The sequence below is a fragment of the Pseudomonas sp. 3296 genome (assembly GCF_031456615.1).
GTDB classification, from domain to species: Bacteria; Pseudomonadota; Gammaproteobacteria; order Pseudomonadales; family Pseudomonadaceae; genus Aquipseudomonas; species Aquipseudomonas mucoides.
In genome coordinates, this window is sequence record NZ_JAVDUY010000003.1 from 137,015 (window position 1) to 152,034 (window position 15,020).

Here is a 15,020-nt window from a genome sequence, read left to right on the forward strand (position 1 = left end):
ACCGCTCGCGAGCTCTTAGTCTTTCCTGGCGTACCGTGCCCGCATATCGTCGTGACTAACTGCCTTGGCCTGATCAAAACAGATCAATCGCTCCCCAGCTGCTGCTTCAACGCGAAGATCCTCAAGCTCATCGATCATTTCCTGGGACACATCAACGTTACTAATGACCACTGTCACTCTATTCACCCCTCACTCACTATCGTGCGCACACACATCTTTTTGTACGTAGAACCTTGCGTCGAATTGAACATAGATCAAGCTATCGACCAACAAGAGAAATCCTCAGACACAAAAAAAGCTCATTACAGCGGGTGCTGGCACTAAGCCCTACCAAGCCATAGTCAAACCTGGCCAATCTTGGTTAAGCTCAACGCAATATTGCGCAAACTAAGCTCAACTAGGCGCAATCCAGGGATGAGCATGCACAGGAATGAACATGGCCGCGATCAGTAACTTCTCGTTTCTCCAGGAACACGACCCCGTTTTCCTTCAGCTTGCGAGCACGGCCGAGCAGAACTTTGCCAGCGATCCCAACACCACACTGATAAAGCTACGTCAATTGGGTGAGGCTTTGGCTCAAGACCTGGCCAGCCGCACCGGTATTGAGTTTGATGCAATGACCAAGCAGGCCGACCTACTTTACAAGTTAGGTCGGGAAATCCAACTCGATCAAAAAATCCGCGACCTCTTTCGTACACTTCGAGTCGAAGGCAATAAAGCCACCCACCAATTTCGAACTCAACACCGTGAGGCGATGGATGGGCTAAAGGTTGCTCGCGCTCTTGCCATTTGGTACCACCGATCGTTCGGAAATAATGGCGACAAGTTCGAACCTGGGCCTTTTGTAAAACCGGATGACCCCAGCGCCCCATTGCGCGACCTACAAAATCAGATCGAGCAACTGAAAACGCAATTGAACGAGTCCAGCCAGAAGCTTGAAAGTAACCAGCAACTGGCTGACCTGATGAAACGCGAGGCCGAAGAGTATTCCGTTCTCGCCGGGCAAATGGAGGCGGAATCTTGCCTTTATAAGAAGCAAGCCAAACAGCATGAGGCCGACCTTGCGAAGTTGCGCCTTGAGCACGAGCAGCGCATTAAAGCTTTGCAAATTCAACTTTTGACTCAGCCTCAAGCGTCGTCACAAGTCATGCATCGCACAATGCAGGCCACCCATAAGTTCGACCTGAGTGAAGACCTCACCCGCATCCTCATCGACCAGCAGCTGCTCGACGCGGGCTGGGAAGCTGACTCCCTCGACCTGACTTACGGAAAAGGCGCCCGTCCCGAGAAGGGCAAGAATAAAGCTATTGCTGAATGGCCGACCAGCAGCCCAAAAGCCTGTGCCGACTATGTCTTGTTCGCAGGTTTGACGCCGGTCGCCATCGTCGAGGCCAAGCGTAAACGTATCAACATTGCAGACCGCATTCCCCAAGCAGAGCGCTATTCTCGCGAATTCAAATTCGCCCCGGAACATCAGCAGCCATGGCTAGTCGCCGGCCTCCAAACCCCATGGAATGATGGTGAAGGAGCATATTTCAAAGTGCCCTTTGCCTTTGCCTGCAATGGTCGCCCTTACATCAAGCAGCTGGCCGAACAATCCGGGACCTGGTTCCGCGATTTGCGCAGCCCGGCTTACACTGCCCGCCCCCTGCAAGATTTCCATACGCCCAATGATTTACTGGATCTGCTCAAACGCAGTCAGGCAGAAGCAGAAGCAAAGCTCAAGGAAGAAGGCTTCTCCTATCTGAAGTTGCGCGACTATCAGGAAAAGGCCATCCATGCAGTAGAACAGGCGTTTGCCAACAACCAACGCGACTGCTTGCTTGCCATGGCCACCGGCACGGGCAAAACCCGCACGATCATTGGCCTGATGTACCGCTTTCTGAAAGCAGAACGCTTCAAACGCATTTTGTTTCTGGTCGACCGCAGCGCCCTTGGCCAACAGGCCATCGACTCGTTTAACGACACCGCCCTTGAGCAAAACCACACACTCGCTCAGATCTACGACATCAAAGAGCTGGGCGACATGGAAGCCGAAGCGGAAACCCGCATCCAGGTGGCCACCGTACAAGCCATGGTCAGTCGTATTTTCCGCTCTGACACACCGCCGTCGGTTGGCGAGTTCGACTGCATCATCGTTGACGAAGCCCACCGTGGTTACACTCTTGACCAAGAGATGAGCGAGGGTGAGCTGGCTGTCCGTGATCACAACCAGTACCTGTCACAGTACCGCCGTGTACTGGATTATTTTGATGCCTGCAAAGTCGGCCTGACCGCTACGCCGGCCAAACACACCAGCGAGATTTTTGGCAAACCGGTGTTCACCTACAGCTACCGCGAAGCTGTGGCAGATGATTGGTTGATCGACCATGAACCGCCGATTCGATACGAAACCCAGCTCAGCAAAAACGGCATTCACTTCGAGAAAGGGGAATCGGTCAGCATCATTAACACCCAGACCGGCGAAGTTGATGTCGCCGAGCTGGAGGACGAACTCAACTTCAACATCGAGTCATTCAATCGCCGAGTAATCACCCCGGCTTTTGACAAAGTGATCTGCGATGCCTTGGCCAATGAACTAGACCCTTTCGGCGAAGAAAAAACCATGATTTTCTGCGTCAATCAGGCCCATGCCGAACGGGTGAAAACCCTTTTGAATGCGGCCTTCAAAGACGCTTACGGCGAGCAATATAACCAGGCAACGGTGCAAATCATCACCGGCCAGAGCGACAAAGTTGAACAACTGATTCGTAAATACAAAAACGAACCACACCCGAGCATCGCGATTACCGTAGACCTGCTCACCACCGGCATCGACGTGCCGAAAATCTGCAACCTGGTGTTTATGCGTCGGGTGCGCTCACGCATTCTCTATGAACAGATGAAAGGGCGCGCCACCCGTCGTTGCGACGAAATCGGCAAAACGGTCTTCCGCATCTACGACCCCGTCGACCTCTACGCTAGCCTGGAAGCCGTCGACACCATGAAGCCTCTGGTGAAGAACCCGGATGTCTCACTGGCGCAATTGGTCAGCGAACTCACCAGCGAAGCCAGTCATAACGCCCCCGGCAATCAGGAAGACAGTAGCCATGCCCATGACGTGCTCGACGTACTCAGCCAGCGCATCATGCGAATTCTGCGCAAGGCCGACCACAAAGCTGAGACCAAGCCCTCGTTGAAGAAAAAGCTCGAAGAGCTTGAAGATATTTGGGGGGTAGAACCCGCCAAACTGCACAAGCATCTGCACGAACTGGGACCCATGCAGGCGGCCCAGTTTATTAGCCAGCATAGCCAGTTGCTGACCCAACTGGATGCCGTCAGCAACCTGATGGGCTCGGACAACTATCCGATTATTTCCACCCATCGTGACGAACTGATGGTGCGCGAGCAAAGCTACGGCGCCTACCACAAACCCCAGGACTATCTCGAAAGCTTTCACGATTTCGTCCACAGCCAGCTCAACCAATCCGCAGCTCTGGGCGTGGTAGTCAATCGACCGAGAGACCTCACTCGTGAACAACTGCGCAATGTCCGCTTGCTGCTGGATCAACATGGGTTCAGCGAAGTTAGCCTCAAAAGCGCGTGGCGCAATCAGACCAACCAGGAAATCGCTGCCAGCATCATTGGTTACATCCGCCAAGCCGCTATCGGTGAAGCTCTGCTGCCCTTCGATCAACGCGTGGCCAACGCCATGCAAAAAATCTACGCACTTGAGCAGTGGACGCCGGTACAACGTAAGTGGCTTGATCGCTTGGCCAAACAATTGGTACACGAGGTGATCATCGACACACAACAAGTCAACGAAGCCTTTCAGAACGATGGCGGCATCAAAAGCCTGAATCGGCACCTCGGCGGCAAACTGGATAAAGTACTGGAAGCTTTGAATGACAATCTTTGGCCAGAAGTCGGCTGAGCCAGTTGACAGGCGTTAAGCAAAAACGCCTACACTGTCCTCAGTCCTAGGACAGAGGACATTAGCTAGCCGAGGCCCCATGAAGAGTCAAGACGTAGTTTTGCTGATCAAACTGATTTGCCTGGAACAGCGTGAGCGTTCGCAGCGCAAACTCGACAGCGAAACAGCAGAACTGATCAAGCTCAGCGATAACGACGAAGTCAAACAATGGCGAGGCTGGGAAGACAGCTCAGAACAAGATCCGCCAGTCCATCACGAGAGCTACTCTGTTCGCGCCCTGGAAGCCTCACTTGGCATCAGCAAAACCGAGGTCGGCGCGGCATTGAAACGCTGTCTGGAGATCGGATTATTACGCCTTGACCCACGCTCCCATTTCATTCTAGTCAACAGCAAAGCACTGTTAGGCTTTATCGAGCACGGCTTGCGTTATGTCTTTCCGGTAAAACCCGCAGAAATTGTCCGGGGCATCCCAACCGGCTTTTCCGCCCCCGTGCTCCAGGACAAGCTGATGAGCGGTGGTGACCTTATCTACGTCTGGCCAGACGCCTATGGCGCTCGCAAAGGACAATCCATCACCCCGCTGTTCAAGACAGTTCCGGGCGCCGTCAAAAAAGATCCTCGGCTGTATGAATACCTGGCGCTGATTGATGCCGTTCGTCTGGGTAATGCCCGGGAAGCCAATCTCGCCAATCAACTGTTACGCGAAAAGATTCTTCAATCATGAGCCGAACACAGAACATCGAGATGCTTGAAGTCGTCGCCAAAGCGCTCGGAGAAGAGCTGTGCCGGAAGGTCGCCTTCGTCGGCGGTTGCACCACAGCGCTGCTGCTGACCGATGAGTTCAGCCTCGAAGAAGTGCGCTACACCGATGATGTCGATCTGGTCGTGCACCTGACCGGCTATGCCCAGTGGCAACAGTTGGTGGAACAGCTCAAGCGAAAAGGTTTCAAGCAATCGCAGCAGGATGAAGTCATCTGCCGCATGCGTCTCGGCGAATTAAAAGTCGACTTCATGCCCGCAGACGCCGAAACCGCCAACCTGCTGGGCTGCAACAACCGTTGGTTTAAAGATGGATTGGCCAGCGCGCAATGGCACGAACTACCCAGCGGTCGTCGCATTCGCCTGTTCAGCCCGCCCTACTTCCTGGGTAGCAAACTTGAAGCCTACGCAGGCCGTGGCGCCCAGAACCCACTGGGCAGCCAAGACCTGGAGGACATACTCAATCTGGTTAACGGTCGCGAAGAACTGGCAAATGAAGTCGCGTCTACCGCCCCTGAGCTGCGTACCTATCTGTCTCAAACACTGGCAGAACTGCTGGGGAATAACGATTTTGGCTACCTGGTACAGGATGCCGCTCACGGCGATAGCGAGCGTGAACAGATCATCTGGCAGCGTTTGCACCAAATCGTCCAGGTCTCCGCCTGAATGGTCGCAACGATAAGATGGCTCACACAGGCAGGCACCCACACCGAGGATAACCGTGATGCCTTTGCCCATGCGACTCAGGCACGCGCCAGCGTCTACCTGGTTGCCGACGGCAGCAGCAGTCATCCTCGCAGTGGGGAACAGGCCCAAGCTCTGCTCAATGAGCTAACCATCGGTTTTAGCCAGCTCCCAATGGCTGAACTGAACGCCGAGCAATTGGCCGACGCGATGTTGCGCCTCATTGCCCGCAGCCATCAGATGCTACGTGATGATTTCCCCCTCGCGGCCTGCAGCTATCTGGTGCTCTGCCTGCTTCCCGATACTGCATTCACTGTCCATGAAGGTGACTGCTGCCTCGGCGCCATTGAACATGACGGTGAAATCAGGTGGCTGAGTGCTGTACATTGCGCTCCCAACTGGCTGGGCGACCTTACCCACGCACAGATTGCGCGGGCGTCATCGCGTCATACGTTGACCCGCTGCTTCAGCGCCAGGCGAACGAGCAGCCCTGAAATCAATTACTGGCCTGCCCGCCCGAACCAACACTGGTTGCTGGCGAGCGATGGTTTCTGGGCAGGTTTGTGTGCCCAGCGACAACAGACTTTTTTGCGTGACGGCCACCTGCCCGCCCCGCCCACCGATGACGACATCAGCTGCCTGAGCGTCATCACTCCACCGACTTGATGAGCCGAACCCTTCACCTTTTTCGACTCATATTCAGACCCTTTTTAGAGTACTTCCCATGAACAACAGCGACATCGTCCAGAAGCTCTGGAACCTTTGCGACGTCCTCCGTGACGACGGCATCAACTACAGCGACTACGTCACCGAGTTGGTGTTGCTGCTGTTCATCAAAATGGAATTTGAACAGGTTCAGAACAACGACAGCTTCAGCCACAAGCTACCGGAAGGCGCGCGCTGGCCGGACTTGGCCAGTAAGTCGGGCATTAATCTGCTCGACCACTACCGGCAGATGTTGCTCGATCTGGGTAAAAATAGTGACCCGTTGATCGCGGCCATCTATGCCGATGCCCAGACTCGTCTGAAAGAACCGCGCCACTTGGAACAACTGATCAAAAGCCTCGACGGCATTGACTGGTTCAGCGCCCGCCGGGATGGTCTGGGAGATCTTTATGAAGGTCTGCTGGAAAAGAACGCTAGCGAAACCAAATCCGGTGCCGGCCAGTACTTCACCCCGCGCCCGTTGATTGACAGCATCATTAACTGCATCAAGCCTCAGGCCGGCGAAACCATTCAGGACCCGGCTGCTGGTACTGCTGGCTTCTTGATTGCTGCCGACGCCTATATCAAAGGTAAAACCGACGAACATTACGACCTCGACGAAAAAGCCCGAAGCTTCCAGCGCAACCGTGCTTTTGTCGGCGTAGAGCTAGTGCCTGGTACACGTCGTCTAGCGCTGATGAACACTTTGTTGCACGGCATGGAAGGTGATGAAGAAGGCGTGGTGCACTTGGGCAACGCCCTCGGGCAAACCGGGGCCAATCTGCCGAAAGTGGATGTCATCCTTTCCAACCCACCGTTCGGTACCGCCAGGGGCGGCGGCGGTCCGACCCGTGATGACCTCACCTACAAGACCAGTAACAAGCAACTGGCCTTCTTGCAGCACATATATCGCGGACTCAAACCCGGTGGCCGTGCCGCCGTGGTGCTGCCGGACAACGTATTGTTCGAAGCCGGCGTCGGCACCGACGTGCGCCGTGACCTGATGGACAAATGCAATCTGCACACCATTCTGCGGCTGCCGACGGGCATCTTTTACGCCCAAGGAGTGAAGACGAACGTGCTGTTTTTCCAGAAAGGCACCACCAATAGCCCTCGCCAGGATCAAGGCTGCACGCAGCGTGTATGGGTCTACGATTTACGCAGCAACATGCCTAGCTTTGGAAAGCGTACGCCGTTCGGCGCAGCTCACCTCAAGCCTTTCGAAGACGCCTATGGGGAGAATGCCAATGGCATTAGCCCGCGTGCGGAGAATGTCGAAGGCATCGGCGAGCGTAGCCGTTTTCGGGTGTTTACTCGTGAGCAGATCGCAGAACGAAGTGATTCACTAGATATCAGCTGGCTGAAAGACGCCGATAGTCTGGATTCCAATGACTTGCCAGCACCAGAAGTCTTGGCTGGCGAGGCAATGGCCGAACTTACCGAAGCCTTGCATGAGCTAGAAGAGTTGATGAAAGCGCTCGGGGCTAATGACGAAGTGGCGGCGCAAAAGCAATTGATGGCTGAGGTGATGGGATTGACGGTGGCTCAGGGGAATGGGGATGAATGAGTTGCCGGTGGGCTGGGCTGAAACAACACTAGGTGAGGTCGCTGACTGGGGCTCAGGCGGCACGCCGTCGCGAAGTGATCCAAGCTTTTACGGCGGTACAATTCCTTGGATAAAAAGCGGTGAACTGAATAGTCGCTACGTTACATCGACTGAAGAGTTCATCACAGAAGCTGCTATTAAGAATTCCAGTGCAAAGCTTTTCCCCGCAGGGTCAGTAGCCATTGCGATGTATGGAGCGACTATTGGAAAAACAGCCATTCTTGGCGTAGACGCATCAACAAACCAAGCGTGTGCGGTTGGAGCACCAGTTGCAGGAATTACTGAAAAGGAGTTCCTATATCGACTTCTCCAAAATGAAAAGAAAGCCTTTATTGAAAAAGGCAAAGGTGGGGCTCAGCCGAATATTTCGCAGGCAGTGATAAAAGCACATGAGATCGGTCTTCCGCCTCTCGCCGAACAAACCCGCATTGCAAAAAAACTCGATGAACTGCTGGCCCAGGTCGACACCCTCAAAGCTCGCATCGATGGCGTCCCCGCCCTGCTCAAACGTTTCCGCCAATCAGTCCTAACCGCAGCGGCTTCGGGACGTTTGACGGAGGAGTGGCGAGAGCGCCAAACAGCAATCCCCTCTTGGAGAAAAGTTACGATTGGCTCACTTTGCATTACTGCCTTTGATGGGCCATTTGGTTCGAAACTTAAATCTGATGACTACACGACAGAAGGTGTAAGGGTTGTCCGCCTAGAGAATATCGGCCACCTGAACTTCATCGGTGAAAAACAAACTTTTATCGGGTCAGGCAAATTTGCGGAATTAGCAAAAAACAAGCTGGAGACTGGCGATATTCTTTTTTCTTCTTTCGTAGACGAAGAGGTTAGGGTCTGCCGCCTTCCCAATAGCGATGCGAGCTTTATCAATAAAGCGGACTGCTTTTGCCTTCGCATCGATCAAAGCACTGTAAACCCAACGTTTGTAATGTCGATATTGGCTGCAAGACACACTTATTTGCGAATCAAGGAAGCTGTTCATGGTGCAACACGACCGCGAATAAATCTGGGATTCCTAAGGGGCTTTGAGATCAAGCTTCCATCAATGGAGGAACAAACCGAAATCGTCCAGCGCATCGAACATTTTTTCGCATTCGCCGATCAAATTGAATTGAATGTTGCTGCGACCCAAATGCGAGTCGATCGCCTGACCCAAAGCATCCTGGCCAAAGCCTTCCGTGGCGAACTCGTCCCCCAAGACCCAAACGACGAACCCGCCAGCGTGCTTTTGGAGCGCATCAAAGCCCAGCGAGCCGCAACACCCAAACCAAAACGTAGCCGCAAGGCGTCGGTCTGAATTCAAGAAAGGTAGCGATCATGGCCATTCCCGATTTCCAATCCGTCATGCGTCCCGTACTGGTCATGGTCGCCGATGGCCTGCCCGTCAGCCTCAAGGCCCTGCGTGAACAGGTCACCGAGCAGTTTCAGCTGAGTGATGTCGAACGCCATGAAATGCTGCCTTCAGGACAGCAGACGGTCATCAACAACCGTATCGGTTGGGCACGCACCTACCTGAACAAGGCGGGGTTGCTGAGTATCCCGAGCAAAGGTCTGGTGCAAATTACCGAGCGTGGCCGTGAAGCGCTGGTTTCCGGGCCGCAACGGATCACAGTCGGTTGGCTCAAACGCTATCCAGAGTTCGGTGCTTTCCATGGCGCGCGGCCTAGCAACGAAACACCCGGCACTCAACCCGAGCCCATCGCAGACATCACCCCGGATGAGCAACTGAACCAGGCCCATCAGGCATTGATGCAATCCTTGGCCGATGAGCTGCTTACGCAAGTGCGCGGTGCCTCGCCGACGTTCTTCGAGCAATTGGTGGTCGATTTGATGATCGCCATGGGCTATGGCGGCTCCCGTAAGGAGGCCGGCCGCGCTACGCAACAGACCAACGACGATGGCATCGACGGCATCATCAAGGAAGACAAACTCGGCCTGGATGTGATTTACCTGCAAGCCAAGCGCTGGAGCAACACGGTGCATCGCCCGGAGATCGACAAGTTCATCGGTGCCCTCACCCGCCAGCGTGCCCGCAAGGGCGTGTTTATCACCACTTCCGACTTCTCCATCGGCGCACGTGAGGCGGCGCTCGGCCTGGACATCAAAGTGGTGCTGATCGATGGGGTAGAACTGGCGCGCCTGATGGTGGAGAACAATCTGGGCTGTAGCGTGAAACAAGTCTTTGAGATCAAACACATTGATTCGGATTACTTCACCGAAGACTGATCTCGCCGCCCTGTATTCGTTGCGCCTGTTGTTTAATTTTGTTTGCTCAAGGTGTCGCAATATCGGAAGACGCCCGCGGACCTTGTAGGCAAACTCCGAATCTCGTGTTTGGGCACTTTGCCGCCTTGTTGCGTTTTTCTTCGACGGGATACTCTCCGGACGTCGCTGACCATTCAGCGATCGGGCTTGGAAACCCGTCGAACCAAAGCGCACCATCGCCCATCATGGCCGCAGTAGTTTTACGACTGCGATCCTGAGTTATGGCGGCTGTGCGTGGGACGCCCTCGGGCGTGCCGGTTCCTTGGTTCCCGGTTTTCCAACCTGCGTACAGTCGCCACCTATTCGATTGGAAACGAACGTGGCGACTCCTCGAACCCTGGAGAAAGACCATGACCAAAACAGATGCTTCCGCGATCTCAGAATTAAAAACCATAGGCTACACCCCACTCATCTATTGCCCGGATCAGGCGCTATTCAACGTCCGCGCCGGCGTCCCCATCGTTGATGCCTTGTCACAAGCCTCTGACCTGCTGTTCCTCGGCAAATCATTCGCCGAGGATGCTGCCTACGCAAGAGACACCGACCGCCACGCCTGGGCCGCTCACTATCTGACGGCGATGGGCAAAGCCGTGATTGATGATGTTGTGAAGGTGCTGACGCCGCGACCGGCCCGGACGAAGACCGAATCAGAAGAAGGGCTGCCTGAGTGCCAGTAAGCGCACAGGCATGAAACACCGCCGCCCCTTGTGGGAGCGAGCCTGCTCGCGAAGGCGTCGTGTCAGCCACTATCAAGGTTGGCTGATACACCGCTTTCGCGAGCAGGCTCGCTCCCACAAGGGACCTTCTTGGCCTTCAGGGCGAGATTCCAGGCACAAAAAAGCCCCCGCTGCCGCACTGGCAACGGGGGCTTTTCAATGGGGGGCTTACATCTCGACCTGTGTACCCAGCTCAATCACCCGATTCAGCGGCAGATTGAAGAAGCGCAAATTGCCATTGGCATTCTTCAACATGAAGGCGAACAGCGCCTCGCGCCAACGGGCCATGCCTTCGAGCTTGGAGGCAATCACCGTCTCGCGGCTGAGGAAGTAGGTGGTGCGCATCGGGCTGAAGTCCAGGTCATCGAGGTGACACAGTTTCAGCGCCTGTGGCACGTCCGGTTCGTCGATGAAGCCAAAGTGCAGGATCACCCGAAAGAACCCTTCGCCGTAGGAATCAACTTCGAAGCGTCGGCTCGGCGGTACCCGTGGGATGTCTTCGTAGACCACCGTCAGCAGCACCACTTGCTCGTGCAGCACCTGGTTATGCAGCAGGTTGTGCAACAGCGCATGAGGCACCGCATCCGGGCGTGCGGTCAGGAACACGGCGGTGCCCTGCACGCGATGCGGCGGTTGCACACGGATGCTGCTGATGAAAATCGGCAGGGGCAGCCCACCTTCGTCCATGCGCTCGACCAGCAATTGCTTGCCGCGTTTCCAGGTAGTCATCAGCACGAACAGCGCGATACCGGCGATCACCGGGAAGGCGCCGCCCTGGACGATTTTCGGCACGTTGGCGGCGAAGTACAGACCATCCACCAACAGGAAGCCGATCAACACCGGCACGGCGAGAAGCGGTGGCCATTTCCACAGCAGCAACATCACCGCCGACACCAGGATGGTGGTCATCAGCATGGTGCCGGTCACCGCCACGCCGTAGGCTGAGGCCAGGGCGCCGGAGGATTCGAAGCCCAGCACCAACAGGATCACGCCGACCATCAGCGCCCAGTTCACCGCACCGATATAGATCTGGCCTTGTTCGGCGCTGGAGGTATGGCGGATGTGCATGCGCGGAATGTAGCCGAGCTGGATCGCCTGACGGGTCAGGGAGAACGCACCGGAAATCACCGCTTGCGAGGCGATCACCGTGGCCAGGGTTGACAAGCCCACCAACGGAATCAACGCCCAGCTTGGCGCCAACAGGTAGAACGGGTTACGCGCGGCTTCCGGATCACCCAGCAGCAGCGCGCCTTGGCCGAAGTAGTTCAACACCAGCGCCGGCAGCACGAGGATGAACCAGGCGCGGGCAATCGGCTTGCGACCGAAGTGGCCCATGTCGGCGTACAGCGCTTCGGCGCCGGTCAATGCCAGCACGACCGCGCCGAGGATCGCCACACCCATGCCCGGGTGCTGGGTGAAGAAACGCACGCCCCAGACCGGGTTCAGCGCTTGCAACACCTCTGGGTGCTGCATGATCCCGTAGACGCCTAGCGCCCCCAGCACCACAAACCAGGTGACCATGATCGGCCCGAACAGAATGCCGATTCGCGCGGTGCCGTGGCTCTGGATCAGGAACAGCGCCACCAGCACGACCAACGACAGCGGGACCACCCAATGGTCGATGCCATCGAACGCCAGGCCGAGGCCTTCAATCGCCGAGAGGACGGAAATCGCCGGGGTGATCATGCTGTCGCCGTAGAACAGCGCCGCACCGATCAGCCCGCAGACCACCAGCAACCCTCGCAATTTTGGATACCCCGACGCCGCCCGCCTGGCCAACGCCGTCAGGGCCATGATCCCGCCCTCGCCCTGGTTGTCGGCGCGCAGCACGAACATCATGTACTTGATCGAGACGACCCAGATCAGCGACCAGAAGATCAGCGCCAGTATTCCCAGCACGCCGTCATGGTTGACCGGCACGCCGTAACCACCGGAAAACACTTCTTTGAGGGTGTACAACGGGCTTGTGCCGATATCGCCGTAAACCACCCCGACCGCCGCCACCAGCATGCCGATCGGCTTCGCCGCCGAATGCCCGGCGCTCGCAGCCTGACTACTTGCCTGACCCATCCACCACTCCTACTACCCAGAACGGACTTCTTTGGAAGAAGCACTATGCTTTGCCACGCAGCATGCGCTGTTTTACTTACAGTTACAGACGTTTCATTGACTGTAAAAATTCGGTAAAGCCTAACGGCGCGAAGCATAGCGCAGCACTCGTCGTATTTCCCTGCATAAAGCTGGTCAAGTGAACGACTGATCGCTAGAATTGCGCACTTTTTGATCAGAGGCGCACTAAAGCGTCCTGTCAGTCGCCTTGCCGACTTCGGCTGGAGGCGTCACAAATACCGAGGTTAGACATGTCCACCACTCCTGCGCCGGCCAATCCAAAGGTTGGCTTCGTATCCCTGGGTTGTCCCAAAGCACTGGTCGACTCCGAGCGCATCCTTACCCAGTTGCGCATGGAAGGCTATGACGTTGTGTCCACTTACGAGGACGCCGATGTCGTGGTGGTCAACACCTGCGGTTTCATCGACTCGGCCAAGGCTGAGTCGCTGGAAGTGATCGGCGAAGCCATCAAGGAAAACGGCAAGGTCATCGTGACCGGCTGCATGGGCGTCGAAGAAGGCAACATTCGCAAGGTGCACCCAAGCGTGCTGGCCGTGACTGGTCCGCAGCAGTACGAGCAAGTGGTCAACGCCGTGCACGACGCCGTGCCGCCGCGTCAGGATCACAACCCGCTGATCGACCTGGTGCCGCCGCAAGGCATCAAGCTGACCCCGCGCCACTACGCCTACCTGAAGATTTCCGAAGGCTGCAACCACAGCTGCAGCTTCTGCATCATCCCGTCGATGCGCGGCAAACTGGTCAGCCGTCCGGTCGGTGACGTGCTCGACGAGGCCCAGCGCCTGGTCAAGGCCGGCGTCAAAGAGCTGCTGGTGATTTCGCAAGACACCAGCGCCTACGGCGTTGATGTGAAATACCGCACCGGTTTCTGGAACGGCGCGCCGGTGAAAACCCGCATGACCGAACTCTGCGAAGCCCTGAGCACCCTCGGCGTCTGGGTGCGTCTGCACTACGTTTACCCGTACCCGCACGTCGACGAGCTGATCCCGCTGATGGCCGCCGGCAAGATCCTGCCGTACCTGGACATCCCGTTCCAGCACGCCAGCCCGAAAGTCCTCAAAGCCATGAAACGCCCGGCCTTCGAAGACAAGACCCTGGCGCGCATCAAGAACTGGCGCGAGATCTGCCCGGACCTGATCATCCGTTCGACCTTCATCGTCGGCTTCCCTGGCGAAACCGAAGAAGATTTCCAGTACCTGCTGGACTGGCTGACCGAAGCCCAACTCGACCGCGTGGGCTGCTTCCAGTACTCGCCAGTCGAAGGCGCCCCCGCCAACCTGCTGGACGCGGCCATCGTGCCGGACGACGTCAAGCAAGACCGTTGGGACCGCTTCATGGCGCACCAGCAAGCGATCAGCTCGGCGCGCCTGCAACTGCGCATCGGCCGTGAAATCGAAGTGCTGGTGGACGAAGTCGACGAGCAAGGCGCGGTTGGCCGTTGCTTCTTCGACGCTCCGGAAATCGACGGTAACGTGTTCATCGACAACGGCAGCAACTTGAAGCCGGGCGACAAAGTCTGGTGCAAAGTGACCGACGCCGACGAATACGACCTGTGGGCTGAACAGATCTAAACGCAAAAAATACGAAAAGCCCTGCTCTCTTGACGAGATGCGGGGCTTTTTTACGTCTATCGTTTTGTGGGAGAAAGGACTCGCACACCTCACTGCACACAGGACATCCGGCCATGCGCCATCATTCGGTCATCCACACCCCGAAACACAGTGACTACGAAGAACTCACCCGGGTCTGGGAGGCCTCGGTGCGCGCCACCCATGACTTTCTGCCAGACAGTTACATCCTGTTGTTGAAAGATCTGGTGCTGACCCGCTACCTCGATGCAGTGATGCTGATTTGCACCCGGGACCCGCGCCAGCGCATCACAGGGTTCGCCGGGGTCGCCGCCGGCAAGATCGAAATGCTTTTCATCGATCCGGCCCACCGCGGCCAGGGCCTGGGCAAACAGTTACTACGCTATGCCATGGAACACCTGAATGCCGACGAACTGGACGTCAACGAACAGAACCCGCAAGCGCTGGGATTTTACTTCAAACAAGGCTTCGAAGTGATCGGCCGTTCCGAGTTTGACGGCATGGGCCAGCCTTATCCGCTGTTGCATATGCGCATTAAGCAGGCAGATCAGCGCGCTCAACGCGGCTAAAAGTCTCACCTTGCAAATGGACCCGCGATTAACCGGCGCCAGGCAGGTACAATGCCCACCCCTTTTTTGTTACGGCCCTGT

Annotated in this window: 11 protein-coding genes; 10 read left to right on the forward strand and 1 reads right to left on the reverse strand. The window is 56.3% G+C overall.

What is annotated here, in order from left to right; genetic code table 11:
- The first annotated feature begins 436 nt into the window (after positions 1–436).
- The 8 genes from hsdR to J2X66_RS08935 all read left to right on the forward strand — a co-directional run bounded on the left by hsdR (position 437) and on the right by J2X66_RS08935 (position 10,615).
- Positions 437–3,913, forward strand: coding sequence for a type I restriction-modification system endonuclease (gene hsdR / locus J2X66_RS08900; protein WP_310263281.1), 3,477 nt, complete (start codon positions 437–439; stop codon positions 3,911–3,913).
- Between the two features lie 79 nt (positions 3,914–3,992).
- Positions 3,993–4,637 carry a hypothetical protein gene (locus J2X66_RS08905; RefSeq protein ID WP_310263283.1) on the forward strand — a complete coding sequence of 215 codons (645 nt, stop codon included), beginning with the start codon at positions 3,993–3,995 and terminating at the stop codon, positions 4,635–4,637.
- Positions 4,634–5,338: a hypothetical protein gene (locus tag J2X66_RS08910; protein WP_310263286.1), complete on the forward strand. Its 705-nt coding sequence runs from the start codon at positions 4,634–4,636 to the stop codon at positions 5,336–5,338. The genes J2X66_RS08905 and J2X66_RS08910 overlap by 4 nt, the downstream gene beginning before the upstream one ends.
- Positions 5,339–6,022 (forward strand): protein phosphatase 2C domain-containing protein, encoded by a 684-nt coding sequence (locus J2X66_RS08915; protein ID WP_310263288.1) that lies wholly within the window; start codon positions 5,339–5,341, stop codon positions 6,020–6,022. It begins immediately after the preceding gene.
- A 58-nt stretch (positions 6,023–6,080) separates the two neighbouring features.
- A complete protein-coding gene (locus J2X66_RS08920; protein WP_310263290.1) occupies positions 6,081–7,628 on the forward strand; it encodes a class I SAM-dependent DNA methyltransferase in 1,548 nt (515 codons plus the stop codon).
- Positions 7,621–8,970 (forward strand): restriction endonuclease subunit S, encoded by a 1,350-nt coding sequence (locus tag J2X66_RS08925; RefSeq protein ID WP_310263291.1) that lies wholly within the window; start codon positions 7,621–7,623, stop codon positions 8,968–8,970. The genes J2X66_RS08920 and J2X66_RS08925 overlap by 8 nt, the downstream gene beginning before the upstream one ends.
- 20 nt (positions 8,971–8,990) lie before the next feature.
- Positions 8,991–9,899: a restriction endonuclease gene (locus J2X66_RS08930; RefSeq protein WP_310263293.1), complete on the forward strand. Its 909-nt coding sequence runs from the start codon at positions 8,991–8,993 to the stop codon at positions 9,897–9,899.
- A gap of 389 nt (positions 9,900–10,288) precedes the next feature.
- Positions 10,289–10,615, forward strand: coding sequence for a DUF3077 domain-containing protein (locus J2X66_RS08935; protein ID WP_310263296.1), 327 nt, complete (start codon positions 10,289–10,291; stop codon positions 10,613–10,615).
- Between the two features lie 207 nt (positions 10,616–10,822).
- Here the strand turns inward: J2X66_RS08935 and J2X66_RS08940 are convergent, their stop codons facing one another.
- Positions 10,823–12,724, reverse strand: a complete 1,902-nt coding sequence (locus J2X66_RS08940) for a potassium transporter Kup (protein ID WP_310263297.1) — start codon at positions 12,722–12,724, stop codon at positions 10,823–10,825.
- A 290-nt stretch (positions 12,725–13,014) separates the two neighbouring features.
- Here J2X66_RS08940 and rimO point away from each other — a divergent pair, with 290 nt between their 5' ends.
- Together rimO and J2X66_RS08950 are read left to right on the forward strand one after the other, a co-directional pair.
- Positions 13,015–14,352 (forward strand): 30S ribosomal protein S12 methylthiotransferase RimO, encoded by a 1,338-nt coding sequence (rimO, locus tag J2X66_RS08945; protein ID WP_059181533.1) that lies wholly within the window; start codon positions 13,015–13,017, stop codon positions 14,350–14,352.
- 113 nt (positions 14,353–14,465) lie between these two features.
- Complete coding sequence (locus tag J2X66_RS08950) at positions 14,466–14,939, forward strand: GNAT family N-acetyltransferase (protein ID WP_310263299.1); 474 nt, start codon at positions 14,466–14,468, stop codon at positions 14,937–14,939.
- Positions 14,940–15,020: the final 81 nt, after the last annotated feature.

Excerpts from the sequence above, each read along its gene's own strand:
- J2X66_RS08950 (WP_310263299.1), top strand. The coding sequence starts at position 14,466 with ATGCGCCATCATTCGGTCATCCACACCCCGAAACACAGTGACTACGAA.
- J2X66_RS08940 (WP_310263297.1), bottom strand. The coding sequence starts at position 12,724 with ATGGGTCAGGCAAGTAGTCAGGCTGCGAGCGCCGGGCATTCGGCGGCG.
- hsdR (WP_310263281.1), top strand. The coding sequence starts at position 437 with ATGGCCGCGATCAGTAACTTCTCGTTTCTCCAGGAACACGACCCCGTT.
- J2X66_RS08910 (WP_310263286.1), top strand. The coding sequence starts at position 4,634 with ATGAGCCGAACACAGAACATCGAGATGCTTGAAGTCGTCGCCAAAGCG.
- rimO (WP_059181533.1), top strand. The coding sequence starts at position 13,015 with ATGTCCACCACTCCTGCGCCGGCCAATCCAAAGGTTGGCTTCGTATCC.
- J2X66_RS08905 (WP_310263283.1), top strand. The coding sequence starts at position 3,993 with ATGAAGAGTCAAGACGTAGTTTTGCTGATCAAACTGATTTGCCTGGAA.
- J2X66_RS08935 (WP_310263296.1), top strand. The coding sequence starts at position 10,289 with ATGACCAAAACAGATGCTTCCGCGATCTCAGAATTAAAAACCATAGGC.
- J2X66_RS08920 (WP_310263290.1), top strand. The coding sequence starts at position 6,081 with ATGAACAACAGCGACATCGTCCAGAAGCTCTGGAACCTTTGCGACGTC.
- J2X66_RS08925 (WP_310263291.1), top strand. The coding sequence starts at position 7,621 with ATGAATGAGTTGCCGGTGGGCTGGGCTGAAACAACACTAGGTGAGGTC.
- J2X66_RS08915 (WP_310263288.1), top strand. The coding sequence starts at position 5,339 with ATGGTCGCAACGATAAGATGGCTCACACAGGCAGGCACCCACACCGAG.
- J2X66_RS08930 (WP_310263293.1), top strand. The coding sequence starts at position 8,991 with ATGGCCATTCCCGATTTCCAATCCGTCATGCGTCCCGTACTGGTCATG.